Source organism: Sanguibacter biliveldensis, from assembly GCF_033798665.1.
In the GTDB taxonomy this organism is placed as follows: Bacteria; Actinomycetota; Actinomycetes; order Actinomycetales; family Cellulomonadaceae; genus Sanguibacter; species Sanguibacter inulinus.
In genome coordinates, this window is record NZ_CP138359.1 from 449831 (window position 1) to 474986 (window position 25156).

A 25156-nucleotide genomic window follows, 5' to 3' on the forward strand; every position below is an offset into this window, starting at 1 on the left:
CCCCATGACCACCCTCCAGGACGGCACCACGACCCGCGAGGGTCGCACGGGTCCCTCCGCCCCGCGACCGGCCGGACGCCCCGAGCGTCCCGCCGGCCGTGGGGCCCTGCTGCGCCGGACCTCGTGGGTGCTCGCCGTCGCCGTGCCCGTCGCCTTCCTCGGGATCTTCTTCGTGTGGCCCGTCGGCGCGCTCGTCGGGCGCGGCTTCTGGGCCGACGGGACGCTCGACCTCGGCGGTTTTGCCGACGTCTTCTCTCAGCCCCGCACCTGGCGGATCGGCGGCCTGACCCTCGCGCAGGCGACGCTCGGCACCGCCGTGTCGCTGCTGCTCGGCATCCCCGGCGCCTACGTCCTCTACAGGTGCACCTTCCGTGGGCAGGCGGCCGTCCGCGCCTTCGTCACCGTGCCCTTCGTGCTGCCGACGGTCGTCGTCGGTGTCGCCTTCCGCGCGCTGCTCGCGGAGTCCGGCCCGCTCGGCTCCCTCGGGCTCGACGGGACCTTCACAGCGATCGTCATCGCCCTGGTCTTCTTCAACTACTCCGTCGTCGTGCGCACCGTCGGCGGGCTGTGGGAGCACCTCGACCCGCGCGCCGAGCAGGCCGCCCGCGCCCTGGGAGCCTCACCCGCCCGGGCGTTCTGGACCGTGACCCTCCCGGCCCTCGGCCCGGCCGTCGCCTCGGCCGCCGCGGTCGTCTTCCTCTTCTGCGCGACGGCCTTCGGGGTCGTCCTGGTCCTCGGCGGTCAGCGCTACGGCACCATCGAGACCGAGATCTGGATGCAGACCGTCCAGTTCCTCGACCTGCGCACGGCCGCGGTGCTGTCCGTCGCGCAGCTCGTCGTGGTGAGCGCCGCTCTCGCGGTCGCCTCGAGGGCGCGCTCGCGCCGCGAGACCGCGCTCGCCCTCACCGCCGCCACCCGCTCGACCCACCCGTTGCGGCTGCGCAGCGCCGACGCCCTGCCCGCAGCGCTCACGGCCGTCGTCGTGCTCGTGCTCCTCGCCTGGCCGATCGCCAACCTCGTGCTCCGCTCCCTCCGGACCCCTGACGGCTGGGGGCTCGGCAACTACGCCGCGCTCGGCACGACGGGCGGGCGCAACGCGCTCACCGTCACGGTGTGGGAGGCAGCCGCGACCTCCCTGCGCACAGCGGCCTGGGCGACTGTCGTCGCGCTCGTCGTCGGCGGCCTCGTCGCCCTGGTCGCCTCACGCCGCCCGCGCGACCCGGCGGCCCGACGCGCGGTCTCGGTCATGGACTCGGTGTTCATGCTGCCGCTCGGGGTCTCCGCGGTGACCGTCGGCTTCGGGTTCCTCATCACCCTCGACAGGCCGCTCGGCCTGAGCGTCGACCTGCGGACCTCCGGGCTGCTCGTCCCGATCGCCCAGGCAGTGGTCGCGACCCCGCTCGTCGTGAGGACCGTGCTGCCCGTGCTGCGCGCGATCGACCCGCGCCAGCGGGAGGTGGCCGCGACCCTCGGCGCACCGCCCGGACGTGTCCTGGCGACTGTCGACTGGCCCATCGTCGCCCGCTCGCTCGGGCTCGCCATCGGCTTCGCCTTCGCCGTGTCCCTCGGCGAGTTCGGGGCGACGTCCTTCCTCGCCCGACCCGACGGCGCGACCCTGCCCGTCGTCATCTTCCGGCTCGTCGGCCGGCCCGGCGCCGAGAACTACGGCATGGCGCTCGCCGCCTCCGTCGTGCTCGCGCTCCTCACCGCGACAGTCATGCTCCTCGCCGAGCGGCTGCGCGGAGACAGGACAGGAGAGTTCTGATGAGCACCACGACAGCGCGCCCCGCAGGAGCGGCGCCCGGCAGCCGAGCACCCGGGAGCGGTCTGCGCGTCGAGCAGCTGGTCGTGACCTATGCGGCCGGCCCGGGGGCCGCGGACGAGCAGGTCACGGACGCCGAGCTGCCGACCACCCGCCCGGCCCGACGGCACCGGGGCAGCGCCACGACAGCCGTCGACGGCGTGGACCTCGACGTCGCACGGGGTGAGGTCGTCGCGATCCTCGGCCCGTCGGGCTGCGGCAAGTCGAGCCTGCTGCGTGCTGTGGCAGGGCTCGAGCCTGTCGCGGGCGGCCGGGTGCTGTGGGACGGAGCCGACGTCGCCGGGGTGCCCGTGCACAGGCGCGGCTTCGGGCTCATGTTCCAGGACGGCCAGCTGTTCGCGCACCGCGACGTCGCGGGCAACGTCGAGTACGGGCTGCGCATGCAGCGGGTGCCACGCGACCAGCGCCGCGCCCGGGTCGCCGAGCTGCTCGAGGTCGTCGGTCTGCCCGGCAGCGGCCGTCGCTCGGTCGCCACCATGTCCGGCGGCGAGCGTCAGCGTGTGGCCCTCGCCCGAGCCCTGGCGCCCCAGCCCGGTCTGCTGCTCCTCGACGAGCCCCTGTCGGCCCTCGACCGCGCGCTGCGCGAGCGTCTCGCGGCAGACCTGCGTGCCGCCCTCGTCGAGACCGGCACGACGGCCCTCTTCGTCACGCACGACCACGACGAGGCCTTCACGGTGGCCGACAGGGTCGCCGTGATGTCCCGCGGTCGGTTGCTGCAGGTGGACGCACCGGCGCGCCTGTGGGCGGCTCCGGCCGACCTGGAGGTCGCGTCGTTCCTCGGGTACCAGGCCTTCGTGCCTGACGGCGACGGCTGGACGGCCGTCGGCCCCGACGGCTTCGTGCTCGGGGACGCCTCGGCCGCCCGCTGGAGGGCGACCGTGCTGAGCACGACCTTCCGCCGCGGGCTCGCCGAGGTCTCTGTCGAGACCGACCTCGGCGACGGTCCGGTCCGCGTCTCCGTCCGGAGCGGCCCGGTCAGTGCCGACAGCGCCAGCGGTGCAGTGAGTGCTGTCGAGCTGGCCCGAGGGGCAGTCGTCGGGCTCGACCTCGACCCCGCGCGGACCGCCCGCGTCCCGCGCTGAGCCGCGGCCTCGCAGCCGGAGGCCGCGGCTTAGCCCGGAGGCAGGGCGGTCAGTCGTCGATCGAGGACAGGTCGCCGTACCGGGCCCCCGCGACGGCGTCGCGCGGGACGGCTCGGTCGAGGGCGGCCAGGTCGTCGGCGTCCAGGCGGACGGCCGCTGCCCCCACGTTCTCCTCGAGGTAGGGGATCCGCCGGGTCCCGGGGATGGGGACGACGTCCTCGCCCTGGGCGAGCACCCAGGCGAGCGCGAGCTGACCCGAGGTGATGCCCTTGGCCTCGGCGAGGCGCCGCACGGCGTCGACGAGGGCGAGGTTCCGCTCGAGCGCCTCGCCCTGGAACCGCGGGAAGTAGGCTGTGCGCCGTGAGTCGCCGGCCTCGAGGGTCGCACCCGTCACGGTGCCCGTGAGGATCCCGCGGCCGAGCGGCGAGTAGGGGACCAGCCCGATCCCGAGATCACGGATCGTCGGGAGGATCGTGTCCTCGAGGTCTCGGGTGAAGAGCGAGTACTCGGTCTGCAGTGCGGTGATCGGGTGCACGGCGTGCGCGCGGCGGATGGTCTCGGAGGAGGCCTCCGACAGGCCGAGGTGGCGGACCTTGCCTGCCGCGACGAGCTCGGCCATCGCGCCGACGGTCTCCTCGATCGGCACGTCCGGGTCGACGCGGTGCTGGTAGTAGAGGTCGACGTGGTCCACGCCGAGACGCTCGAGCGACGCGTCGCAGGCTGCCCGCACGTACTCGGGACGGCCGTTGATGCCGATCCTGGTCCCGTCGGGCAGGCGCTCGTTGCCGAACTTCGTGGCGAGCTGGACCTCGTCGCGCCGACCGGCGACAGCCGAGCCGACGAGGCGCTCGTTGGTGAAGGGCCCGTACATGTCCGCGGTGTCGAGCAGGGTGACACCCAGGTCGAGGGCCCGGTGGATGGTCGAGGTCGCGGTGGCCTCGTCGGTCGTGCCGTAGAACTCGGACATGCCCATGCAGCCGAGGCCCAGCGTCGAGACTGTCAGGGGTGAGGCTGTGCCGAGGGTGCGGGTCTGGAGGGTGGGTCGAGGAGTCATGACCTCAGCCAACTCCTTCGAGTGCGCTCGAAGTCAAGCCCTGCGGACGCAGGTCCTGCGACGGCGGGACCGTCGGACCGTCGCAGACCTCTCGGGGCCCCGGAGATCGACGGTGGGTGGCGGGGTGCAGCAGCAGGCGACGAGGAGCCCGGTCAGGTTCGTGCTGCGAGCCGGGCGGTGTAGACGTCGATCTTCCGGTCGACGGCTCCGAGGTGCTCGGTGACCTCCGCGAGCTGGGCGAGGACCCGTTCCCGGTGCCGCTGCAGCAGGTCGAGCCGCGCCTGCTCGGTGCTGGGACCCTGCCGGACGAGCTCCGCGTACTCGCGCACCCCGGTGATCGACATCCCGGTCGACCGCAGCCGCGTCACGAGCACGATCCAGGCCACGTCCTCCTCCCTGTACCGCCGCTGGCCGCTGCTCGACCGCGTGACCGGCACGAGCAGCAGGCCGTCCTGCTCGTAGTACCGGAGCGTGTGGGCCGTGAGCCCGGTCCTTCCGGCCACCTGGGCGATGGTCAGCAGCGGGGCGTCTGCAGGCGCGGGCGCGTCGGTGGGCGGCTGTGCCGCAGCCGTCGAGAGTGTCGTCACCGCTCCAGTCAACCCCCGCGTGGGGCCGAGGTCCAGCGGCGCCGGCGCCGGAGCGTGGGTGGGGCGTGGGACGATCGTCTCCGCCCGACCCTTCCTCTGCTCTGGCAGGGGTGCACCCCGAGGAGGCGCTGTGCGCACCGAGACCACCGGAGCAGGCCGCACCACCTGCGAGCCCGCCGCCCGCCGCCCCTGCGCAGCGAGCCACAGGTGACGGCCCGCGACGACGGGCTGGTCCTGTGCGAAGACGGCCTCGCCCGCCCGCCGTGGGCGGCCGTCGACCCGATGCTCCGCGCCTACTACGACACCGAGTGGGGTGTCCCTGTGCGGGACGAGCACGGGCTGTACGAGCGCATCACCCTCGAGGCCTTCCAGTCTGGGTTGTCCTGGGCGACGATCCTGCGCAAGCGCGACGCCTTCCGGGAGGTCTTCTGCGCCTTCGACCCGGGACGGGTCGCCGCCTTCGAGGAGGCCGACGTCGAGCGCCTGCTGGTCGACGCCCGCATCATCCGGAACCGGGCCAAGATCCGCGCGGCTGTGACGAACGCCCGCGCGACCCTCGCCCTGCGTGACGAGGGCGGGCTGGTCGACCTCGTCTGGTCCTTCCAGCCTGTCGCAGCACCTGCCCCGGCGAGCCTCGCCGAGATCCCGACACGCTCACCCGAGTCCCTCGCCCTGTCGAAGGCTCTGCGCGCGAAGGGCTTCGCCTTCGTCGGGCCGACCACCATGTTCGCGCTCATGGAGGCTGTCGGGATGGTCGACACCCACGTGGTCGGCAGCCACCGGGCCGGTCCCACCGCTCCGCCGAGAGGGCTCGGACCCGCGCTCTGACGCGGCGCACCCCGACCTTCTCGCCAGCGGCCGAAGAATGTGATGCGTGCCACAGATCGACGTGTGACAACCAGGTCTGCAGCGGCGATGTATGTACGACGGAACATCGTCGCAGGGGTGAGCAGGCCATCACGAGAGTCGAGCAGCTCAGGGGAACCGCTGCTGCGTCTCTCGGGCCGGTCATCCGGGCAGGGCATGGTCGAGCACGCTGGAACCGGACGTCGCAGGGGGGCGTCTCCCGGTTGGTGGGCTCGGTCCGTGGCGCAAGGGACGGGGGTGCGGCTGGCTGAGGGAGACCTCGCGCCGGACGCACCCCTCCTGCACATCCGGGGGGAGAGCATGTCCATCAGCACCGAGGCCGCGCGCCGCGCGCCGTTCGTGGCGAGCCACCAGGCCGCACGGCTGACGACGGTCGACGTCGTCCTCGCCGCTCCGGGCGGTACCGTCCACGCGCTCCGCGACGTCGACCTCGACGTGCACGCAGCGAGCTCGCTCGCCGTGACAGGCGCGTCTGGCAGCGGCAAGTCGACCCTCTTGTCGGTCCTGGCGCTCGTCCGGCGTCCCACCTCGGGCAGCGTCGCGGTCGACGGGCACGAGACGAGCGGCCTGGACCGTTCCGAGCTGGTGAGCCTGCGCAGCAGCCGCGTCGGCACTGTCTTCCAGTCCTTCCACCTCGAGGGATCCCTCTCGGCCGTGCAGAACGTCATGCTGCCGTGGTACTTCCGGCACGGCCGCACGGCGCGGCGCACGGCGAAGGAGCGCGCGCTCGGGGTGCTCGACCTGCTCGGCGGCGTGCACCTCGCCGACCGCCGGCCCGCCGACATGTGCGAGGAGGACCGGCAGCGCGTCGCGATCGCCCGGGCCCTCGTCCTCGACCCGGCCCTGGTCCTCGCCGACGAGCCGGCGACCTCCCTCGACCGGGACGCTGCCGACGCTGTCGCCGGGCTGTTGCTCGCCGTGCCGCGGCTCACCGGCGCCGCCGTCGTCCTGGTGACGGCACGCTCGTGCGTCGCCGCTGCGGCCGACCGGGTCGTCGAGCTCGCCTCCGGCAGGATCGTCTCCGCCTGAGCGGTTCCCGCCCGTCTGATGCCCGTCGTCGGCTGACACCGCTGGCCGTGCCCGACCGGTCGGCTTCGTCTGACCGGCTGACCGTGCCCGACCGGCAGCCTTGCCCGAGCGGTCGGCAGCGACGGCAGGGCACGCTGCGGACCGAACGTGCCCGTCAGTCTCCGATGGCAGCGACCCAGCGTCGGTCGGTGACCGTCGTGAAGCCCGTGACCGTGGGCTCGTCGACGTCGATCATGAGGTTCGTCAGCGTGACCGTCTCGGTGCCCATGAGCTGGCCGTCGGTCGGCGAGATGATGAGGACCGTGACTGCCTCGACGTCAGAGTCCTTCATGAGGGAGTCCGGGACCGCGACAGCCACCCCGGGGCGCCCGAGCCTGTCGGTCGTGTCCCCCAGCAGCTGGATCGACGGCGCGTCGGCGAGCACCGTCAGCATCGCCGAGGCGACGTCCTGCGGGACGATCGAGGTCCTGGAGAGGCTGGCGGTCGCCTCGACCAGCAGCGTGTCGCGGTACTCCGGGTTCTCCACGTACTCCGCGGGCATGGTTGCGAGGAGCGCGGACTCCATGGCGTCGGGGTCGGTCGGCAGCTCGGCGACGGCGAAGGGCTCGACCATGCCGGGCATGAAGTCGTCGGTCGACAGCGGGCCAGCGGCTGAGTCTTCGGCGTCGGGGTCGACCCTGCCGTCGTAGCCGACGGCCTCGGCGCGGCGCTGGACGGACCGGGCAGACCCGTCCGGAGCCACCCACCACTCGTCGGAGGTCGGGTAGACCGCCGTCGTCGTGTTCCCGTCGGCGTCGCCGATGGTCTCGCTCAACCAGGAGTAGCGGCTGATGTGCTGGACGTCGCCGGTGCGGGGCAGGTCTGCTGCGTCGTCGGCGACCGAGGCCAGCTCGACGAGGGTGTCGTGGGCGGAGGGCAGCGACCCGTCCCAGGCTGCTTCCGGCGCCCCCTCTGCATAGACCAGCGGAGGAGCCCCGCCGGCGACGGCGGTCGGGCTGGAGCTCAGCTGCGATCCGACGACGGCGACGACGACGGTCGCCGCGGCGACCGCGAGCACCGCCGCTCGACGCTGCAGGCGCCGTCGGCGGGCGGGCTCACCGGAGCGGTCGGTGGCGGGCGGGACCCGGCTGTCGGCCGACGGCCCCACGTCCGTGGAGCCTGGGCGCGGGGTCGCGAGGATGCTGGCCAGCAGGGACTCCGCAGCGTCGGGGCTGCGGAGGTCGTGGCCTGAGGGGTCTGCGGTGCCAGCCGTGGCGCGGGTCGTGGGTTCCAGGAGCGCGGCCGGGACCTCCGGGAGCAGGTGGTGCTCGCGCATGAGAGCCCTGAGCTCTTCGACGTCGTGCGCGCCGAGGTCGTCGGTCATCGTCTCTCACCTCCGTCGCCGGTCGTCTCGCGTTCGAGCAGGATCGTCCGCAACCGGGTCCGGGCCCTGGACACGCGGGTGGTCACCGAGCTGACCGAGCACTCGAGCACCTCGGCGGTCTCGGCGCAAGACAGCCCGGCGAGGACTGTGAACGCCACGGCGTCACGCTCGGCGGGTGGCAGCAGGTCGAGGAGGTCGCGCGCTGCGCGCAGCGACTCGATCGCCTCGCCGACAGGACCGTGGTCGGTCGGGCGCAGGCTCGAGACCTTCGCCCGCAGACGTGACCGACGGCCCGCGTTCTGAGCGGCCTGCAGCAGCTTGTTCCGGAGCACCCCGTAGACCCAGGCTCGCCGTCCTGACGGGTCGGTCGGGACCTTCTCCCACCCGTGCCACACGGCGAGGAAGGTGTCGCCCACGACGTCGTCGACGAGCTCGAGGTCGACGCGGCGCAGGACGAAGGTGCGGACCTCGGTGTGCATCGAGCGGAACAGCTCGCTGAACTGGGACTCCGCGTCCGCGTCGGGCCTGAGGCTCGCGGCCGGGACGTCGCTCGACCGGCGCGGGTCCGTCTCGGCCTGGGTCTCGGGTGCTGGCGAGGGGCCGGTGCCCGCGAGCTCAGCGGTGCGCGGCCCAGGGCCCGGGTCGTCGGCGACGAGGCGTAGACCGGTCAGGGCTCTGCCCGGCCGGTCTCGATCCTGCCCACGACTGCTCGCGATCGGTGACGCCCCCTCGTCCGTTGCGCTCGGTGCACCGGCTGGGCACGTTGCCGCCCCGGTCGCTGCACGTTCCAGGAGATCATATCTGGCGGCCTCGGGCAGGCTCACCCGTATCGGCATGGTGGTGAGCGGGGTCATCGCCCGACCTCCGTCGTGTACTCGGACAGGGTGATGGCAGAGAACCCGGTGACTGTCGGTGAGGTGACGCCGAGCAGGTCGCTGCGCAGGGTCAGCGTCTCGGTCGAGAGCAGCTGGCCGGTCTCCTCGGACACGATGAGGACCAGCACGGACTCGTCGTCGCTCGGGTCCTCCGGGATCTTCGGCGCCTCGACCGCGACAGCCGTGCCCTCGCGGCCTGCGCGGTCGGTCGTGGGGCCGAGGAGCCTGACGGTCGGCTGCTGGGCGAGCATGTCCCAGAAGGCGCCCGTGAGGTCTTGCGGCACGACGCCCGACCCGAAGTATGCCTGAACCTGCTCGGTGAGGCAGTACCCCGTCCAGTCGTCGAGGCTGCACTCGGCCGAGGAGCGGCTGAGGATGTCAGCGGCCAGCGCGGCGGGGTCCTCGGGGAGCCGAGCGACGTCGTCGAAGGTCCCTGGGAGGACGACGTCAGACGAGAGCTCGCCTGCGAGCGACGGCCCGGCCTCGGTGTCGATCGCACCGTCGTAGGTCACGGCTGCAGCACGACGCTGGGTGATGAGACCCGACCCGTCGGCGGCGAGCCAGCGCTCGGTGACCGTGGGGTAGACGGACGTGGCCTGTCCGGACCCGTCCGGCGCAGGGCCGGTCTCACCGAGCCACTCCTGCGCCACGACGTGCTGGACGGTCCCGGTCCGGACAGGTTCAGGAGTCTCCCGAGCGGCGTCCGCGAGCCCGCGCAGGGTAGCGCTGGCGTCGGGGAGCTCGTCCGGGCTCGACTCGGCGAGGTCGCCGAGCCCGTAGGAGAGCGAGGGGACGGTCGAGGCCGCCGCCGGCTGGGCCCGGCTGCCCTCGGCGGCGACCAGGGCGACGACGAGAGCCGCAGCCGCGACGGCGGCGATCATCGTCCCCCGCCGTCGACCGGGCAGCCCGCCATGCTCGGCGGTGGCCCGGAGGGCAGTCTTGTCGGGCGCTCCAGGTCGGAGGGGCGCGTGCGCTCCTCGACGGAGCTGCGGCGCGGGCAGCGACGCTCGGCGGGAGGGCTGCGGTCTGCTCTCGAGGATCCTGCTCAACAGCTGCTCAGGGTCTGGCGGCACGAGGAGGCAGGCAGGGACGCGAGGCACCATGAGGTGGGCGGCGAGGAGCGCGCTCGTCGCGCGGACCTCGGCCGCTCCCTCTGCGGTGTGGATCACCGTGTGTCTCCCCTCGCTCGCCTGTCGTGCCTCTGGTTGCTGGACCTGCTAGGACTCCTCCGGTGCCCGACCTCTCCGCCGTCAGGCGCGGCTGGTGCTCAGCAGCTGCTGCCGCTGAGCAGCGCGATCGACCTGGCCGGGACCGAGGTGCTCGAGATCTTCGTGCTGGGCAGGTAGCAGACCCACGACCCGGTCCCTCCTGTCCCCGAGTACACCCGAGCCGCCCTGCTCGACCGGTTCCACAGCGACTTGCTGTTCACGAAGCCCGTCGACACAGGTGCGGTCGACGCCACCCCGCGGTAGATCCCTGCATAGCTGGCCTCGCTCCAGATGCAGAAGGCCCCGCTCGTGCACTGCGCCTCGCTGAACAGCTGCACGACCGTCTCCGTCTCGTCGCTCTCACCGACCTCGTCTGATGCGCTCGCCGTCACCGGGGCGAACCCCAGCAGAGTGACTACCGCGACCATGGCGACAAGCCGCCACGACGTGTGCCGCGCGGCGACGTGTGCCTTCACTGTGTTCATCGCTCCAACCCCTTCCTGTGTCACGTCTCGAAGCGTGACGATGACCACAGGTTAGGGCGGGATGTCCGCTTGTGGGCGGAAGATCGTAAAGATCACCCTCTGATTCACCCGATGCCCCCTGGCGCGCCGAGAGGCCCCGCACCAGGGGTGCGGGGCCTCTCGGGTGCTGCGCGGTCGAGCCGTGCAGCGGGGGTCCTGACAGGAGTGAGCCGTCAGGACTCACGTCATCTCTTCGACGACCGTCCACCGAGGAATCCGAGGATGAGGCTGACGAGCAGCACGGCGATGCCGACGTAGATGAGGAACTTGGCGACCCCGGCAAAACCGAGGACGAGAAGAACGACGCCGACGAGCAGGATGATGAGCCAACTAGGCATGAGTCCTCCAAGAGAAGCTGGGCCCGAACTTCGGGCGGCACCGAGCCTGCCAGTGCTGAGTCACCTCCGCATCTCGAGAGCTCCGAGACGAGGTCGGGACCGGTGCCGGGGGAGCGCCGGCCCGGTGGTCGCCGGCGCCCTGCCAGAGGGGCTGCCCGGTCAGCGGGGCGCCGACACCACGCCGACGGCCGGGGGCTCCAGCAGCCGGGTCTGGGCGTCGTCGCGTCGTCGCATGCGGGCCCACAGGAAGAAACCGGCCAGCGTGAACGCGCCGTAGAACACGTACATGAAGGCGGAGGCGTAGAACCCTGCGCTCACCAGCAACGGGACCCCCACGAGGTCGACTGCCACCCAGACGAGCCAGAACTCCACCCACCCACGTGCCATGCCGTAGGTGGCGAGCAGCGATCCCGTGAAGATCCAGGCGTCGGCCCAGACGGGCTCGTAGGACCCGAGGGCCCGGAACACGGGAGTGAGGACCAGGGTCCCGCCGACCAGCGCGACCACGAGGAGCGCGCGCTGTCGCGGGCTCGCCCACTCGGGGACAACGCCGACGCCGTTCGACTCGCGGCTCTGGCGCCAGCGCACCCAGCCGTAGACCGAGACCACGATGAACATCACCTGCCGGCCGACCTGCCCGAGGAGGGTCACGGCCGACGGGGTGTTGAAGACCGACCCGAGGAACACCGTGAGCAGCAGCAGGTTCCCGACGATGCCGACAGGCCAGGCCCACACCTTGCGTCGCATGCCGCCCAGCGCGCAGACGAGCCCGAAGAGGTTGCCGATGATCTCGCGCCACAGGACCGTCTGGTCGCCGATGACGAGCTGGGCGTCGAAGAGCCAGCTGATGAGTCCCACGAGATTCTCCTGTCGATGGACGAGCCACGAGCGTCAGCGTTCCTCGGTCACCATTCATTCCCAGCGTGGCTCTGCACGACGCCCTACGTGATTCTGGCCGAGGGTCACGCAGGGGCGGTGCCTTGGCCCCGCAACAGGCGGCTAACGCCACCCGATCTCGGGTCTTGCCTACGCAGGTGTCCTTTCTGCGCTCCTTGGCGTGCATAAAGTGTGCCGAAGCGAGGTGCCCGGCGGGGCTGGAGGGTCCCGCCAGTCAGGCGCCTCGCCGAGGCGCGGTGCACCCTGCCACCGGGGGGTGCGGGGTGCGACCGGCCGGTCCGGCAGGGGGACGAGGAGACAGCGACGCTGGTACCTCGACCCCCTCCGGGCTCCTCGAGCCACTGAACGACCCCCGCCCAGGGAAGTCCTCGGGTTCAGCTCGCGGAGAGGAGCAGGACTGCCGTCACGACTGTCGGCGGGACGACGAGCAGTCCGAGCAGCGCGTACCGGGTCCACGAGATCGTCACGTCGAGCGCCTCGAGCCGCGCGTGCCACAGCAGTGTCGCGAGCGACGCCCAGGGCGTGAGCAGCGCTCCGGCGTTCACACCGATCAGCAGGGCTGCGAGCCGGAGCGGGCTCTCCGCGACAGGCTCGAGCGCGAGGTAGGCCGGCAGGTTGTTGACGAGGTTCGCGCCGAGAGTCCCGACCCCGGAGAGCTGGAGCAGCGCCACGGTCGACTCGCCCGTGCCGGCGACCGAGGCGAGCAGCCCGGTCAGCCCGAGGGCGTGCCCGGCCTCGATGACCAGGAACAGCCCGGAGGCCAGCAGCACCAGCTCCCACGGCACGAGCCGGAACCGCAGGACCGAGCGACGTCGCACGGCGAAGAGTCCTGCGAGGACGACGGCGGCGACCGTCGCCGGGATCCACACCTCGACGCCCGAGACGAGGGCCGGCAGCAGGAGCACGACGACCGTCGCGCTCGCGGCGAGCAGCACGGGGTCGTCGGGGTGGGCGACCTCGCGCGGCTGGTACCTGCGCAGCAGGTCGCGGCGGAACACGAAGAACAGCACGAGGCTGGGGACCACGACCGCCGCGACGGCGGGCCCGAGCATCAGTCTGGCGAAGTCGACAGGGCTGCCGAGGTCCAGCCTGCCCTCGGCCAGCAGGTTCGTGAGGTTCGAGACGGGCAGCAGGAGCGACCCGGTGTTCGCGAGCCACACCGTGGTGAGGGCGAAGGGCAGCGGCGGGAGACCGACCTGCCTGGAGAGAAGCACGACGACTGGTGTGAGCAGCACGGCTGTCGTGTCGAGGGAGAGGAATACCGTGCTCGTGGTCGCGAGGGCGACGACCAGGAGCCACAGCACCCATGCCCTGTCGAGACCCCACCGCGTCAGGCGCGAGGCGACGACAGTGAACAGCCCGGCCTCGGAGGCGAGCTCGGTGACCACCGTGATCATCACGACGAACAGCAGGACGGGCCACACGCGGTCGGCCACCCCGCCGACCTCGCCGAGGGAGAGCACACCTGTCAGCACCGCGAGGACACCGACCCCGAGGAGGGTGACGCCGACTGCCGCTGAGCGCACGAGCACCTCCGGGTCCGGCTCCACGGCGGCCGTGCTCGGCGCGCCGGGGACCATCATGCGCTGCAGGCCCGCCCGTCGCCGCACGGAGGTGCCCGGTGAGACACGGGTGTCCTGTCGTGACACCCCGGGCGGTGCTCTGACCGCCGCGACGTCGACGGCTGGTGCTCGGGCCCGGTGCCACGCTGCTGCTTCGTCCTGCGTGGTCAACGGCCCGGACGTACGCTCGAGTCCCCGCCAGGTCGCGGCGTAGCAGTGCCAGGCGACCGGGGTCCCCCGACCGTAGATCGCAGCAGGGCAAGGAGAAGCTCATGAAGTCCAAGTTGGTGTTCGTCGTCGGGCTCGCCGCAGGGTATGTCCTGGGAGCCCGGGCCGGCCGTCGTCGTTTCGAGTCGATCAAGACCCACGCCCGTGACGTCTGGGCCTCTGACTCGGTCCAGTCAGCGGTCTCGAGCGTCCAGGAGAAGGCCGCCGAGGTCGCGAAGGACCAGAGCGCCGTCCTCAAGGACAAGGTCGCCGAGGCCGTCGACGCAGCGAAGAAGCACACGAAGCACTGAGGCCACGGCAGGCCGCCCGCCAGCGGGCGGACCTGCAGCGTGACCCGAGGCAGCACGGCACAGGCCGGGCCACCCGCGAGGAGCGGGGGCCCGGCCTGTGCCGTGCTGGTGGAGCTGGTAGTGCTGGTGAGGCTCGTCCTTCGCGACGGTCTCGGTCAGTCCAGCGCGAGACGACGGCGACGCACGGCGAGCGTGCCCGCACCGAGGAGCAGCAGCGCGACGACGGCGAGCGACGTCACCTCGGCACCCGTCGAGGCGAGCCCGGGCCCGGTTGCTGCCGGGGTGACGGTGAGCTCGCCCGACCAGACTGAGAAGCCCGTCGTGGTGTCGACCACCTGGATACGGTGCGTCCCGGTCTCGGTAGCCGCCGGGATGGTGACGGTGCGGCTGGCCACGCCCGACGCGTCGGCCTGGACGACCGCGAGCCTGACGGGAGTGGAGTGCAGCCAGACCTCGACCGAGCCGTCGCGGGTGGCTCCTGCGACGTCGACGGTCAGGGTGCCGCCAGCCCGGACGCTCGCCGAGGAGAGCGTCACGGAGAAGGGCACGTCAGCACCTGGGAGGGTCGGGCTGGTGGGAGCGGGCTCCGTGGGCACGGGGCCGGTGGGGCTGGGCTCCGGGTCGGTCGGTCCCGGGGTGGGCTCCGGTCCTGTCGGTTCCGGCTCGGGGTCCGGGACGACGGCACGGACGACGACGGGCGCGCTGAGCACCTCGTCAGAGCCCGCGAAGCCGTCACGCTCTGCCGTCGCGGCGACGGTCACCGAGGCTCCGACCGCCACGTCGGCCAGCGAGAGCGTGGCCCCGTCTGTGCCCGGGGTGACCTCCGTGCCGTCGACGAGCCACCTGTAGGAGACCGTCGCGTCGGCGGGGTCGGTGACGCTCGTCGCGGTCACCGTCGCCCCGACGGTCGGGTCACCGGCCACGGCGACAGCCGAGACGCTGACCTGGCGGTCGACGTCCACGGTGTAGCTGCGGGTGGTGGCGCCGTCAGGAGCCGTGACGGTGACCGTGGCCAGGCCGTCGGTCGCCTCGGTCGGCTGCTCGACCGTGACGGTGGCGGACGAGTCCACAGGCACCGCAGAGACCTGCGGGTAGCGAGCGCCTGCGGTCGTGACCGTGTACGCCTCGACGTCGGGGGAGAACCCGTCGACAGCCGAGCCGTCGACACGCAGCGCGCCGAGGTCGGCGACCGTGGAGACCGAGGCCGTGGTCGCGTAGATCTCGACCTCGGAGACGATCATGTGGGTGTTCGCGAAGGCGTTGAGCGTGAGCCGGACGCTCGTGGTCCGGACGCCGCCGAGGTCGACGTCGACCTTCGGCGCTGTGCCGTCGGCGGGTGCCTCGACCGTCAGGGCCGGCTCGGGGACGCGGGACCACGTGCCGTCGGTGTTGAGGTAGTCGACGGTCATGGTCTGGGCCCAGGTGGTCGAGCCGCCGTCCTTGAAGAAGTACGTCGAGACGGTCTCGACGTCCTGCGGTGCCGCGAAGCTGTACTGCAGTGTGCTCGTGGTCGGCTTGTTCGAGCCGACCCAGTTGGACCAGCCCTTGTCGCCCGTGGCGAGGTTGTAGGTGCGGTCGATCGGGTATCCGCTCTCGAAGCTCGAGGCGACGGCGCTCGACACCTGCGGCGCGACGTTCGTCAGCGTCGGGGCGGTGAGGATCACCGACAGCGTGGCCGGCACGGGGTCACCGGCCGGGTCGTTGGACTCGGCCGTGCCGGGCACGGTGACGACCCCCTCGGCGGCGAAGGACGCGTCGTCGAGACCTGCCCAGTCCCAGACGACAGGGGTGTCGAAGCGCTGCGCGGAGGCCCCGACCTGCGCGGGGACCGTGGCAGGCGCGCTGGCCTGGACCGATGCCAGGCTCGCACCGGCGTAGGTGGTCACGGAGACGGGGTCGGTCGAGGTGAACCCGCCGACGTCCACGACCGCGCGGACCTCGAAGGTGCTCCCGAAGACGTCGGCGCCTGTGCCCGTGACGGTCACGCTGCCGGGAGTGTCCCAGGTGCTGGCTGCAGGCAGCTGCCAGGTCACCGGGGCGGCCACGCCGTTGCCGTAGGAGTAGACGGGGACGACAGAGCCAGGCAGGGTCGGCTCGACACCGGCGACGGTGCTCACGGCGACGTCGGGCACGCTGACGATGCTGGTGTCGCGGACGGTCCAGCGCTGGTGCGCTCCGCCGCCGTACTGCCAGAGGCTGACCCCTGAGTTGTTCGCGGTCGCCTGGCCCCCGACCTCGAGGGCGAGCGAGCGAGACCCGCTCGCGAAGGACCACGTCGAGCCGTCTGTCGTACTGAGGGCCCACCACGACGACGGGTCCGTCAGGGCGTCGGCGATGCTCTGGGTCTTGAGCGCGACACCCGAGGACGTCGCACCGAGGACCCGGCCGTCAGCCGCCTCGAGGACGTAGCGGAGCGCGTGGCTGCCGCTGCCCTGCGGGAGCGCGTGCGTGGTCCACAGCTGCGACCCGACCGCCGAGGTGGTGGTGGCGAGGTCGGTGATGCTCGCGCCTGTCGCACCGGCGGTCAGCGCACGGCCGGAGCCGGCACCGACGAGCTGGAAGGTCTCGCCGTCCTGGACGGGGAGCGAGCCCTCGGCGACGCCGGAGACGCCGTCCACCACGAAGGTCGTCACGGAGCGTGCCGGGATCTCGATGGTCACGGACGTGGCGCCGGGGGCGATCGCGACGGGGGCGCCCTCGACGAGCGCGTTCTTCTCGGGGTGCTCGGGGTCGGTGACCTCGGTCGTCACGACGGGGGTGACCGTCGCGTCTGCGGCGATCTCGCCGAACTTCGACAGGTCGAGGGTCACCGAGCGGGCGGCCGTCGAGTCGTTGATGTGCACGATGTTGGCGCCTGTGCCGTCGGCCGTGACGGCCGCCGTCGACTGGGTGCTGTTCGTCGGGACGACGTGGTCGCCCGGACGGATGTGCTGGGTGTAGTTGCGCGCGGTGTTGAACTTGGAGTTGGTGACGATCTTGCACTTCGCGGAGTCGGGCAGCGGCTCGCCGCTCGTCCACCCGGCGTCCGCGAGCCGACGCTCGGAGTACCCCACGGTGCCGGCCTCGTTGCAGTCGAAGTCGATGAAGATCGAGCCCCAGTTGAGGTTCTCGACCTTCTCCATGTTGTAGTAGTCCTCGACCTCCTGCCAGAACACCCAGGCGTTCGGCTCGAGCTCACGGAGGTCGTCGGTGATGCGCTGGGCCATGCCCAGACCACCGGTGATGGTCGTGGTGTTGAAGCCGGTCCCGACGAAGTCGCCGCCGACCTCGCTCATCCACAGCGGCTTGTCGTTGGTCTTGGCGATGTCGCGGGCCTGCAGGCGGCTGCCGGTGCCGTAGGTGTGCACGTTGAGCTGGCCGACGGCGGCGCGGGTCTGGGCGTCGTACTGGTTCCAGGCGTTGACGAACTGGCCGGGGTTGGTCTCGTCGTTGGCCGAGATCATCGCGTCTGTGCTCGACCCGGCGAGGGTGGCGGAGAGCAGGTCGATGACGTTCTGCTGGTCGTTCGCGCCGGTGCCGGGGCAGATCTGTGCGCCTTCCTGGACGGTCCCGCCGGTCTTGGGCCAGCCGTCCTGACCGAGAGCCGGTGTGCCCCAGTAGCCGTTGCACGGCTCGTTGAAGGGGTCGACGGTCGAGAACTCGATGCCGTAGGTGTCCTCGAGGTGCTCGGTGACCTTGGTGAGGTAGGTGACGAACTTCTGCGGGGCGTCGTCGGTCGGGAGCAGCTGCTCGTCGGTCTTGTTCATCGACCCGGTGACGTACCCGCTCTTCGTCATGAAGTACGGCGGGGAGTTGCTGAAGGCCTCCCAGACCATGTCGTCCCGCGTCTCGGCGAGCTTCTCGACCCACCAGCGCTGCGTCGCGTCGGACTCCCAGTCGTAGGAGGCGTCGTCGTCGGCGTCCCAGGCCTTGAGGTAGGCGTCACGCTCTGCGTAGGTGGTCGGCACCCCGGTGGCCTCGGACCCCGCGATGTCGTCCTTCCACCAGCCCTCGACGGCTGCACCCTGGCGGAGGTAGTCGGGGACGTCGGAGGCGTTGCCACCACCGATGTTGTAGCGGGCGACGTTGAGGTCGAGCCCCTCCTCGCCGAAGAGGAGCTGGTACAGCTCTTCGCGGATCTCCTCGGGGTAGTCGCCGGTCGCGTTCGCGAACCAGACGAGGCTCGTGCCCCAGCCCTGGAACTCCGGGCCGGGGACGGCCGGGTTCGGGGTGATGACCACAGGTGTCGGCGCGGCCTGCGCTGGTGCTGCTGCTGGGACCGTGGCGACGAGACCGGCCGCGCAGAGTGCTGCGGCCGCGACGACCGCGGTGGACCTCCTCGTCCGCGAGGGGGTGCTGTTCATCGGTGTACCTTCCGCCGTTGGATGGGACAAGAGGGTCCGCCGACGTTGGCGCACCTGCCGACGATCCTGCGATGTTTACGTAAACATGTCAAGGTGCACAGGCGCGGGTCTCACCCGCTGGAGGAGCTGCTCAGTGTGTGGCCGGCGGTGCTGTGCTCGCCCGGACGACGAGCTCGACAGGCAGCAGCGAGCGCACGTCGGTGAGGCTGTCGCCGTCGCGGATCTGGCGCAGCAGCAGGTCGACCAGCTCTTGCCCGATCGCGTGGAAGTCCTGGGCGACCGTCGTCAGCGGGGGCCAGAGGTGCTCGGCGAGCGGGATGTCGTCAAAACCGACGACCGACACGTCCTCGGGGATGCTCCGCCCGCTCTCGTGCAGCGCCCTGTAGAGGCCCGCAGCCATCTCGTCGTTGGCGCAGAAGACCGCCGTGACCTCAGGGTCCTGGGCGATCTTCAGCCCCTGCTCGTAGCCCGAGGTCGCCGACCAGTCGCCCCGGACGATCTGGGGGACCGGGCGCCCCGCCTCGACGAGGCACGCCCGCCACGAGTCGACGCGCAGCCCGGCGGGCGAGGAGTCGGCCGGGCCCGCCAGGTGGTGCACCGTCGTGTGGCCCAGGCTCAGCAGGTGCTCGACGGCGGCGCGCGTCCCGGCGGCCTGGTCCGTCGCGACGGCCGGGTGGTGCGTGACGAAGCGTGAGTCGGAGACGACCACGGGCATCCGCGCGGGCAGCGCGAGGGTCTCGGGGCTCTGCTCCTCGGCGCGGATGATCACGAGCCCGTCGATCGCCTGGTGCGTCAGCCGCGCGGCCGCGGCGGTGAGGTCGTCCGAGGACGGGCTCTGCACGTCGACGAGGGTGACGGTGTAGCCCTCGAGGCGGGCGGCCTCGACGACGGCCTCGAAGGTGCGGGCCTCACCGGTCCGCGCGAGCCTGTGCGCGATCACGCCGATGGTCTCGAAGTGCGCGTACCGCAGCGCCCGGGCGGCGTGGTTGGGGGAGTAGCCGAGCTCGGCCATCGCGGCGAGCACCCGCTCGCGGGTCTCTGGACGAACTCTCTCGGCGCCCGTCGACACCCGTGAGACGGTCTGGGACGACACCCCGGCGAGGGCGGCGACGTCGGCGATCGACGGACCCGAGCGGGGACGCGGAGCCCGCCCGGCCGTGGGCTCGGCAGTGCTGTCGCCGGAGGTCATGGACCGATGATAGGACCGGCGGACGTGGCTGCTGCCGGACCGACGCCCCGGGCGGAGCGCGCCGGGCCGGACCTGAGGGGCAGAAAATCACGGGAGGTCCCGCAGGATCGCTGCGATCCTGGATGCTGCCTCGTCTCAGCCCGCCGTGCCCAGACATGCCCCGACACCGGAGGACATCACCCCATGACGTCAGTCCAGCCCCCGCCCGACCCGTCGACCCTGCACCCGATGCCGGGCCAGCCGCGTGTCGTGCTGCTCAAGCCTCTGGTCACCTCGCCCCTCGTCGAGGTCGGTGACTTCACCTACTACGACGACCCCGACGACGCGACAGCCTTCGAGACCCGCAACGTGCTGTACCACTACGGCCCCGAGCGCCTCGTGATCGGCCGGTACTGCGCCCTGGCGACCGGGGTCCGGTTTCTCATGAACGGCGCCAACCACCGGCTCGACGGTCCCTCGACCTTCCCCTTCCCGAGCATGGGCGGGTCGTGGGCGCAGAACGTCGACCTGCTCGTCGACCTGCCGAGCCGCGGCGACACCGTCGTGGGGAACGACGTGTGGCTCGGCAACGGTGTCACGGTCATGCCCGGGGTCCGGATCGGTCACGGCGCAGTGGTCGCGGCCGGGTCGGTGGTCGTCAAGGACGTGCCCGACTACGGGGTGGTCGGCGGGAACCCGGCGCGGCTGATCAGACGCCGCTTCGACGACGCGACCGTCGACAGGCTGCTCGCCGTCGCGTGGTGGGACTGGCCCGTGGAGCAGGTGACCGCGCACCAGAGGACCATCATGGCGGGGACGGTCGAGGAGCTCGAGGCCGTGAGCGGGCCCTGACGGAGCAGCCCCAGGGCACTGCTGCGGGGCGGGTCCTGGGGGACGCCGTGCGAGACCGGGCCCCGCTACCGCCCGAACTGCTCCGCCCGAACCGCTACCGCCCGAACCACTCCCGTGCCGCGGCGCTGAGCGCGGCGACCCCGACGTCGAGGGTCGGCTGGACCACGGGGGCGAAGAAGGGCGAGTGGTTGCTCGGGATGTCGCTGTCGAGGGTCCCCGCTGCCGCGGCGGCGGCGAAGGCTGCGGGGTCTGCCCCTCCGAAGAACCAGAAGACCAGCGGGGCGCCGGCTGCGGTGGCGATCGCGCCGACGTCTTCGCTCCCGGTGACCGTCCCCGGGTCGATCACGGCCTGCTCGCCGAAGGTCTCGACGAAGGTCGCCCGGACGCGGGCCGTCGCCGCCTCGTCGTTGATCGTCGCGGGTGCGTGCTTGCTCTCGACGACGGTCGGCGGGGTGGTCATGCCGGCCGCGGCGGCCTCGGCCTCGACGATGCGGCGCACGGCGGTGAGCACCCGGGTGCGGCTCTTGTCGCTCACGGTCCGCACGTTGATGCTGAGGGTCGCCTCGGCGGGCACGACGTTGTCGGCGCTGCCCGCGTGGATCGCACCGACCGAGACCACGACGATCTCGCCGGGCTCGGACTCGCGGGACACGATGCTCTGCAGCCTGACGACGGCGTGGCACGCGGTGAGCAGAGGGTCGACCGTGGTCTGCGGGCGAGAACCGTGCCCGCCGCGCCCGTGGAAGGTCACGGTGACCGAGTCCGAGCCGGCCATCGTCGGTCCCGGCCGCAGCCCGACGATCCCCGCGGGGAGCGGGGCGACGTGCTGCCCGAGGACCACGTCGGGCTTCGGGAACCTCTCGACGAGACCGTCGTCGACCATCGCCTGCGCGCCGGCGACGAGCTCCTCGGCGGGCTGGACCACGGCGACCAGCGTCCCGGACCACGTGCCGCGCCGGGTGACGAGGTCTTCGACAGCACCCAGGAGGCACGTGACGTGCACGTCGTGCCCGCAGGCGTGCATGACCGGGACGTCGGTGCCGTCGGGGCCGACAGCCCGGACCGTGCTCGCGTAGCCCAGACCCGTGCGCTCCTCGACGGGCAGGCCGTCCATGTCGGCGCGCAGCGCGACGACGGGCCCCTCGCCGTTCTCGAGGACACCGACGACGCCCGTTCCACCGATCCCCGTCGTGACGGTCAGGCCGAGGTCTCTCAGGTGGCCTGCGGCGACCTGGGCCGTCCGGGTCTCGGCAAAACCGAGCTCGGGGTGGGTGTGCAGGTCGCGGTAGACGCTCTCCAGGTCGATGCCCATGCTCCGCAGCCTAGGGCCACCTGTCGGGCCAGACCAGGGGTCGAGCCTGGCCCGACAGGTGTCACCTCCCGAGGTCATCGCTGGTGCGTCCTCCGGTTCCTGCGCACGACGAGCGCACCACCCGCGGCGAGCAGCAGGGCGGCGAGGGCGACGACGGCGACCGACGTGCCTGTGGCTGCCAGGCCCGACGCTCCGACGGTGCTGCTGCCTGCTGGGGTGCCGACGGCTCCACCGCCCTCACCTGGCCCGGTCCCGGGCACCGCAGGAGCGGTCGTGCCGTCGGTCGGGTCGACCGTCGGCTCGGGGCCGACCGCGAGCGCGGGCACGCTCGTCTCGGAGACCAGGCTCACGAGCCCGGCCACGTCGACCGCCCGTGCCCTGACCTGCACGGCGGCATCCCCGAGCTGGACCGGGGCGGAGGCAGTCGCCCAGGGACCACCGTCGAGCGAGTACTCCACCCGGGCGACACCCGAGGTGTCGTCGGCAGCCGTCACCGTGAGCAGGCGCGCGGCGTCGACGGAGGCCGCGGCGGTCGGTGCGGTCGTGTCGACGTCGAGGGTCGCCTCGGTGACCTCGGTCGAGGGAACACCGTCGTCGGTCGCCCGCGCCTGTGCCACGTGCCTGCCGTCACCGACAGGCACGGGACCCGTGTACGGCAGCCAGTCGCCGTCGTCGAGCCTGTACTCAGCGCCTGGCGCGGCGGCGAGGGCCATCGCTCCGGGGGCCTCGGCCTGCGCGAGCTGTGGGTCGACAGGCTGGGCGTCGACCGGCTGGGCGTCGTCCCGTGTCACGACGAGGGACGGGGTGGTCGTGAACCACCCTGTCCCGGCCGGCTGCGGCAGGTCGATGGTCACCGTGCCGGGCACCACGACCTCCTCGTGGGCGTAGACCTGCACCTCGACGAGACCGGCCGCCCACGCTGCGGCGTTGCCGTTGTGCGAGTTGACCACCTGCGCCACGTCGAGCCGCACGTAGCGGTACTGCCCGGCGAGCGGGTCGCTCGTGAAGCCGACCGTGGTGTTGCCGAGCTGCCCGACGAGCTGCGTCCACGTCGTGCCGTCGACGCTGCCCGAGACCGTGTACCCGTGGTAGGACTCCGAGCCGTCGTAGCTGCGGAAGCTCAGGTCCACCCGGCTGAGGTCCTGGACCTCTTCGAGGTCGACCGTCCAGCTGAAGGGGACACCCGTCGGCTGGAAGTACGCGGAGCTGTCACCCCACGTCGCGGTGTTCGTGTACTCACCGTCGTTGGCGACCGAGGCGGCGTGCGCCTCGTCGACGGCGTCTGCGGTCACGGGCTTCCCCTGCGAGACGAGCGGGTCCTCCGGGTAGTCGATCGCCCCCGTCGCCGAGTCGAGGCTCCACGCAGGTCTGTAGTCGAGCGACACCGTGGACGGGTCCGCAGGGTCGATGCTCAGCGGCAGCCACACGTAGGTGGAGGCCCCGAGCTTCTTCGAGTTCCAGCGGTCGCCCATGTACACGTACTCGCGCCCACCGTCCTGGCGGTCGATCGTCATGATGTTGGTCGGCTGGCTGTAGAACGACGTGTTGTTGCCGACGAGCACAGGGTCGGACCACCCGTCGGGGTCGGCGATGTCCTTGGTCCACGCGACCCGCGTCTGGTTCGGGTACCAGCCGGACTGCCCCGAGGTGAAGGCCAGGTAGTACTCCCCGATCTTCACCACGGCGGGTGCTTCACGGCCCTGCCCCTCGAAGACCGGGAACGAGGCCTCCCAGTCGACGTCCGCGTAGTCGTCGGTCAACGGGTACAGCCGCATGCTCGTGTGGTCCTCTGAGGACAGCAGGTACGCCTTGTCGCTGTCCGGGTCCTTGAACACCGTGAAGTCGCGTGAGCCGTAGCCCCAGAGGTCGTCGCCGCCCGTGTAGGTGGGGTCTTCGTGCTCGGTCGTGACCTCGCCGACGCCCGGACGGAAGTGCTTGACGAAGGTGTAGTCCCCGTCGACCGTCGCGCTCGTGGCCACCACGAGGTGCGAGGCGGAGTAGTCGCCCGCTCGCTCCCAGTGGCCCCACAGGACGAAGGTGTCGGTCTTCTCGTTGTAGACGAGCTTGGGTCGTTCCCACTTGGAGTCCACGAGCTCAGGTGCGGTGTCCTGGGTCACGAGCTCCTTGACGTACTGCCAGTTCTTGAGGTCCTGAGACTTGTACAGGCTCACGCCGAGCAGCACGGCGCCGTCGTGGGACTTGTTCTCGCCGACCCAGTAGTACCAGCCGTCCTTCTCGAGGAAGCCGCCGCCGTGCGCCTGGACCGGGTTCCCGTCGGTGTCGAACCACGTCTTGCCCACGGGGACGGCGTCGTAGCCGCCCTCGGGCACGAGCTCGATGCTCAGGCGTGCTGTCGAGACTGCGCTCGCGGTCCCGTTGCGGATCGCCCGGGCCTTGACCGTGGTGGTGGAGTCGAGGACGAAGGGCTCGGTGTAGAGCGTGCCGTGGGTGCGGGTCGGCTCGGAGCCGTCTGTCGTCACGTAGACGGAGGCGCCGGGGGTGGCTGTCGAGACCGAGACGGTCTGCGCGGTCGAGTAGGCGCCGTCACCCGGGGTGATGGTCGGTGCGGCGACCACGACGGGTGCGGTGTCGACGTCGACGCGACCGGCCGCGACGGCGAACCACCCGAGGGTCGGGGCCTCGCTGCCTGCGGCGCGCTCGACGCGGAGCTCAGAGGTGCCGGTCTGGTCGACGGTGACCGTCGCCGAGACCATCGCGGTCGTCCGGCCGGAGGCGTTGCTCACGGTCACCTCGGGGGTCACGACCGAACGGGCGCCCGAGGGGGAGACGAGCGTGACCGACATGGTCCGAGGTCCGCTCCACCACTCGCGGAAGCCTGCGGTGACGGTGTGCTCGCCTGCCTCGAGGGGGACCTTGTAGACGATCGGGCGAGACGAGACTCCGCTGCCGCGGGCCCACAGGCCGCCCGCGTCCTTGTCGAGAGGGTTGGTCGAGGCTCGCAGTCCGAGGTAGGCGTCGCCGTCGTTGACGTAGCCCCAGCCCGTCGACGCCTGCTGGTCGGCGACGGTGTGCCGCAGGGTGTCGTCGCCCGTGGGCCCGGCGAGCGCCGCGACGGCGTCGAAGGGCGGTGTGGACTGGGCGCCGCCCGAGTCGACCAGGTACTCGACACCGCGCGGGACCACGTCGACCTGGGCCTCGACGGCCAGGCTTCCCTCGACGGTCCCGGAGACCATGACCGACCTGTAGTGCTGGTCGAAGACGTACTCGCCCGAGTCCCACACGACGTCGGCCAGGCGGGTGCCGCTCGGGGCGGTGACCTCGACCTGCGCCGGGAGCGCGGGGGTCTCGCCGGTGTAGGTGGCGAGGACGACGGGTCGGGCGAGCGCCGTGGGGGCATCGGCTGCGACGGCGGCCAGCGCCAGGGACCCGAGAGCGTCGGGTCCAGCCCGCAGCGAGGCGAGGGCCTCGGACACCGCAGACGCCGGGACGGGGAGGCGCGACGGAGCGGCCGCTGCGGGGACTGCGAGGCCGGCGGCGAGGGCCGTCGCGGCGAGAGCTGCCGTGACGGCAGCGACGAGGGGGCGCCCGAGGAGGCGACGGTGCTGCTGGTCGTGCTGGAGGTGGGGTGGGTGGAACGGGGCGGGGGTGCGGCGTGACGTCGTCGTCATGGGGTCCGTCCTGGACTGGGGGTTCGACCGGCCGGGGCGCGACAGTGCGCACCGGGGAGATGTTTACGTGAACATCCGCACGGTATCCGCGGCTGGACGAGGGTGTCAACGATCGCTGCTACGGTC

The 25156-nt window shown here is 72.0% G+C and carries 19 protein-coding genes; 6 read left to right on the top strand and 13 right to left on the bottom strand.

What is annotated here, in order from left to right:
* Positions 1 to 4 precede the first annotated feature (4 nt).
* Together SANBI_RS01970 and SANBI_RS01975 are read left to right on the top strand one after the other, a co-directional pair.
* The gene (locus SANBI_RS01970) at positions 5 to 1765 is read left to right on the top strand and encodes an ABC transporter permease (protein WP_319158451.1); all 1761 of its coding nucleotides are present in this window, start codon (positions 5 to 7) and stop codon (positions 1763 to 1765) included.
* Positions 1765 to 2904: an ABC transporter ATP-binding protein gene (locus SANBI_RS01975; RefSeq protein ID WP_319158453.1), complete on the top strand. Its 1140-nt coding sequence runs from the start codon at positions 1765 to 1767 to the stop codon at positions 2902 to 2904. The genes SANBI_RS01970 and SANBI_RS01975 overlap by 1 nt, the downstream gene beginning before the upstream one ends.
* Positions 2905 to 2953: 49 nt before the next feature.
* On the opposite strand, the gene SANBI_RS01980 is transcribed toward SANBI_RS01975, so the two are convergent.
* Positions 2954 to 3958 (bottom strand): aldo/keto reductase, encoded by a 1005-nt coding sequence (locus tag SANBI_RS01980; RefSeq protein WP_319158455.1) that lies wholly within the window; start codon positions 3956 to 3958, stop codon positions 2954 to 2956.
* 152 nt (positions 3959 to 4110) lie between these two features.
* Entirely contained in the window at positions 4111 to 4545 is a 435-nt protein-coding gene (locus tag SANBI_RS01985; RefSeq protein WP_319158456.1) for a MerR family transcriptional regulator, read from the bottom strand.
* 207 nt (positions 4546 to 4752) lie between these two features.
* Between SANBI_RS01985 and SANBI_RS01990 the strand changes: the two genes are divergently transcribed.
* Positions 4753 to 5373: a DNA-3-methyladenine glycosylase I gene (locus SANBI_RS01990; RefSeq protein ID WP_319158458.1), complete on the top strand. Its 621-nt coding sequence runs from the start codon at positions 4753 to 4755 to the stop codon at positions 5371 to 5373.
* Between the two features lie 339 nt (positions 5374 to 5712).
* The gene (locus tag SANBI_RS01995) at positions 5713 to 6441 is read left to right on the top strand and encodes an ABC transporter ATP-binding protein (protein ID WP_319158460.1); all 729 of its coding nucleotides are present in this window, start codon (positions 5713 to 5715) and stop codon (positions 6439 to 6441) included.
* A gap of 154 nt (positions 6442 to 6595) precedes the next feature.
* Here SANBI_RS01995 and SANBI_RS02000 read toward each other — a convergent pair whose 3' ends face one another.
* The 7 genes from SANBI_RS02000 to SANBI_RS02030 all read right to left on the bottom strand — a co-directional run bounded on the left by SANBI_RS02000 (position 6596) and on the right by SANBI_RS02030 (position 13172).
* Positions 6596 to 7804, bottom strand: a complete 1209-nt coding sequence (locus tag SANBI_RS02000; RefSeq protein ID WP_319158462.1) for a CU044_5270 family protein — start codon at positions 7802 to 7804, stop codon at positions 6596 to 6598.
* Complete coding sequence (locus tag SANBI_RS02005) at positions 7801 to 8658, bottom strand: RNA polymerase sigma factor (RefSeq protein WP_319158464.1); 858 nt, start codon at positions 8656 to 8658, stop codon at positions 7801 to 7803. The genes SANBI_RS02000 and SANBI_RS02005 overlap by 4 nt, the downstream gene beginning before the upstream one ends.
* Positions 8655 to 9848 (bottom strand): CU044_5270 family protein, encoded by a 1194-nt coding sequence (locus tag SANBI_RS02010; RefSeq protein ID WP_319158466.1) that lies wholly within the window; start codon positions 9846 to 9848, stop codon positions 8655 to 8657. The genes SANBI_RS02005 and SANBI_RS02010 overlap by 4 nt, the downstream gene beginning before the upstream one ends.
* Before the next feature lie 98 nt (positions 9849 to 9946).
* The gene (locus tag SANBI_RS02015; RefSeq protein ID WP_319158468.1) at positions 9947 to 10372 is read right to left on the bottom strand and encodes a peptidase inhibitor family I36 protein; all 426 of its coding nucleotides are present in this window, start codon (positions 10370 to 10372) and stop codon (positions 9947 to 9949) included.
* Positions 10373 to 10596: 224 nt separating this feature from the next.
* On the bottom strand, positions 10597 to 10749 hold the full coding sequence (locus SANBI_RS02020) for a hypothetical protein (protein WP_179913996.1): 153 nt from the start codon (positions 10747 to 10749) through the stop codon (positions 10597 to 10599).
* 159 nt (positions 10750 to 10908) lie between these two features.
* Complete coding sequence (gene pnuC, locus SANBI_RS02025) at positions 10909 to 11607, bottom strand: nicotinamide riboside transporter PnuC (protein ID WP_319158471.1); 699 nt, start codon at positions 11605 to 11607, stop codon at positions 10909 to 10911.
* A 413-nt stretch (positions 11608 to 12020) separates the two neighbouring features.
* Complete coding sequence (locus SANBI_RS02030; RefSeq protein ID WP_319161144.1) at positions 12021 to 13172, bottom strand: SLC13 family permease; 1152 nt, start codon at positions 13170 to 13172, stop codon at positions 12021 to 12023.
* A 308-nt stretch (positions 13173 to 13480) separates the two neighbouring features.
* Between SANBI_RS02030 and SANBI_RS02035 the strand changes: the two genes are divergently transcribed.
* Positions 13481 to 13726 (top strand): hypothetical protein, encoded by a 246-nt coding sequence (locus tag SANBI_RS02035; RefSeq protein WP_056135667.1) that lies wholly within the window; start codon positions 13481 to 13483, stop codon positions 13724 to 13726.
* Positions 13727 to 13881: 155 nt separating this feature from the next.
* Here the strand turns inward: SANBI_RS02035 and SANBI_RS02040 are convergent, their stop codons facing one another.
* Complete coding sequence (locus tag SANBI_RS02040) at positions 13882 to 18069, bottom strand: glycoside hydrolase (protein WP_319158473.1); 4188 nt, start codon at positions 18067 to 18069, stop codon at positions 13882 to 13884.
* Positions 18070 to 18199: 130 nt separating this feature from the next.
* Positions 18200 to 19258, bottom strand: coding sequence for a LacI family DNA-binding transcriptional regulator (locus tag SANBI_RS02045; protein WP_319158475.1), 1059 nt, complete (start codon positions 19256 to 19258; stop codon positions 18200 to 18202).
* Positions 19259 to 19441: 183 nt separating this feature from the next.
* Between SANBI_RS02045 and SANBI_RS02050 the strand changes: the two genes are divergently transcribed.
* A complete protein-coding gene (locus tag SANBI_RS02050; RefSeq protein WP_319158477.1) occupies positions 19442 to 20089 on the top strand; it encodes a CatB-related O-acetyltransferase in 648 nt (215 codons plus the stop codon).
* A gap of 94 nt (positions 20090 to 20183) precedes the next feature.
* On the opposite strand, the gene SANBI_RS02055 is transcribed toward SANBI_RS02050, so the two are convergent.
* Complete coding sequence (locus SANBI_RS02055) at positions 20184 to 21401, bottom strand: amidohydrolase (RefSeq protein WP_319158480.1); 1218 nt, start codon at positions 21399 to 21401, stop codon at positions 20184 to 20186.
* 74 nt (positions 21402 to 21475) lie between these two features.
* On the bottom strand, positions 21476 to 25030 hold the full coding sequence (locus SANBI_RS02060; protein WP_319158482.1) for a chitobiase/beta-hexosaminidase C-terminal domain-containing protein: 3555 nt from the start codon (positions 25028 to 25030) through the stop codon (positions 21476 to 21478).
* Between the last annotated feature and the right edge of the window lie 126 nt (positions 25031 to 25156).

Coding starts and splice junctions, on each gene's coding strand:
- SANBI_RS02050 (WP_319158477.1), top strand. CDS start 19,442: ATGACGTCAGTCCAGCCCCCGCCCGACCCGTCGACCCTGCACCCGATG.
- SANBI_RS02045 (WP_319158475.1), bottom strand. CDS start 19,258: ATGACCTCCGGCGACAGCACTGCCGAGCCCACGGCCGGGCGGGCTCCG.
- SANBI_RS01975 (WP_319158453.1), top strand. CDS start 1,765: ATGAGCACCACGACAGCGCGCCCCGCAGGAGCGGCGCCCGGCAGCCGA.
- SANBI_RS02035 (WP_056135667.1), top strand. CDS start 13,481: ATGAAGTCCAAGTTGGTGTTCGTCGTCGGGCTCGCCGCAGGGTATGTC.
- SANBI_RS01970 (WP_319158451.1), top strand. CDS start 5: ATGACCACCCTCCAGGACGGCACCACGACCCGCGAGGGTCGCACGGGT.
- SANBI_RS02040 (WP_319158473.1), bottom strand. CDS start 18,069: ATGAACAGCACCCCCTCGCGGACGAGGAGGTCCACCGCGGTCGTCGCG.
- SANBI_RS01980 (WP_319158455.1), bottom strand. CDS start 3,958: ATGACTCCTCGACCCACCCTCCAGACCCGCACCCTCGGCACAGCCTCA.
- SANBI_RS02055 (WP_319158480.1), bottom strand. CDS start 21,401: ATGGGCATCGACCTGGAGAGCGTCTACCGCGACCTGCACACCCACCCC.
- SANBI_RS02060 (WP_319158482.1), bottom strand. CDS start 25,030: ATGACGACGACGTCACGCCGCACCCCCGCCCCGTTCCACCCACCCCAC.
- SANBI_RS02000 (WP_319158462.1), bottom strand. CDS start 7,804: ATGACCGACGACCTCGGCGCGCACGACGTCGAAGAGCTCAGGGCTCTC.
- SANBI_RS01995 (WP_319158460.1), top strand. CDS start 5,713: ATGTCCATCAGCACCGAGGCCGCGCGCCGCGCGCCGTTCGTGGCGAGC.
- SANBI_RS02015 (WP_319158468.1), bottom strand. CDS start 10,372: ATGAACACAGTGAAGGCACACGTCGCCGCGCGGCACACGTCGTGGCGG.
- SANBI_RS02020 (WP_179913996.1), bottom strand. CDS start 10,749: ATGCCTAGTTGGCTCATCATCCTGCTCGTCGGCGTCGTTCTTCTCGTC.
- SANBI_RS02005 (WP_319158464.1), bottom strand. CDS start 8,658: ATGACCCCGCTCACCACCATGCCGATACGGGTGAGCCTGCCCGAGGCC.